Source organism: Methylobacterium sp. WL18 (genome assembly GCF_008040015.1).
In the GTDB taxonomy this organism is placed as follows: Bacteria; Pseudomonadota; Alphaproteobacteria; order Rhizobiales; family Beijerinckiaceae; genus Methylobacterium; species Methylobacterium mesophilicum.
Window position 1 is genome coordinate 1 of sequence record NZ_VRVD01001260.1, and the last position, 568, is coordinate 568.

1 pseudogene is annotated in these 568 nt (G+C 73.6%); it reads right to left on the minus strand.

Annotated features, from left to right (window positions below):
* Positions 1–568, minus strand: a pseudogene (locus FV228_RS32200) (lytic transglycosylase domain-containing protein); the annotation flags it as partial.

Below are 568 nucleotides of genomic sequence, written 5' to 3' on the forward strand. Positions count from 1 at the left end.
AGGCTGGCGTAGAGTTCGGCGGCGCTGCGCGGCCGGCCGGCCCGGTCGTAGAACAGCGTTCGGTTGGCCGCGGCCGCCTCCGGCAGGTCGAGGGCTGCGGCCCGGGCCGGGAAGGCGCGGGCGGTGGAGATCAGGGCGGCTGCGCCCTTCGCGCCCAGGACATGTGCGGCGTAGAGGTCACCCGCAGTCGGGTCGCGCCCGAGCGCCGACGCGAGGGCATCGGAATTCTGCTGGGTCAGGGCGCCGGCGAGCGTCGCGGAGATCTTCGGATCGCGCCGCAGGTCGAGGATCGCCTGGCGCTGCTCGGCATCCGGGACCGCGTAGGTGCCGTCGGATTGCCGGGTTATGGCGTCCGCCTGCGCCTGGAGGCCGAGTTTCGGCCCGGCATTCTTCATCACCCCGAGCCAGGTCTGCTCGATGAACTGGAACAGGCCGGTGGCCGAGGAGGTCCCGGCCTTGGCCGCCGGATCGAGGGCGGATTCCCGCCGGGCCGTCGCGAGCAGGTAGTCGAACCCGACGCCGCTCGCCATCGCGCCGTCGCGGATCGCCTGGACCACCGGCCCCGAGG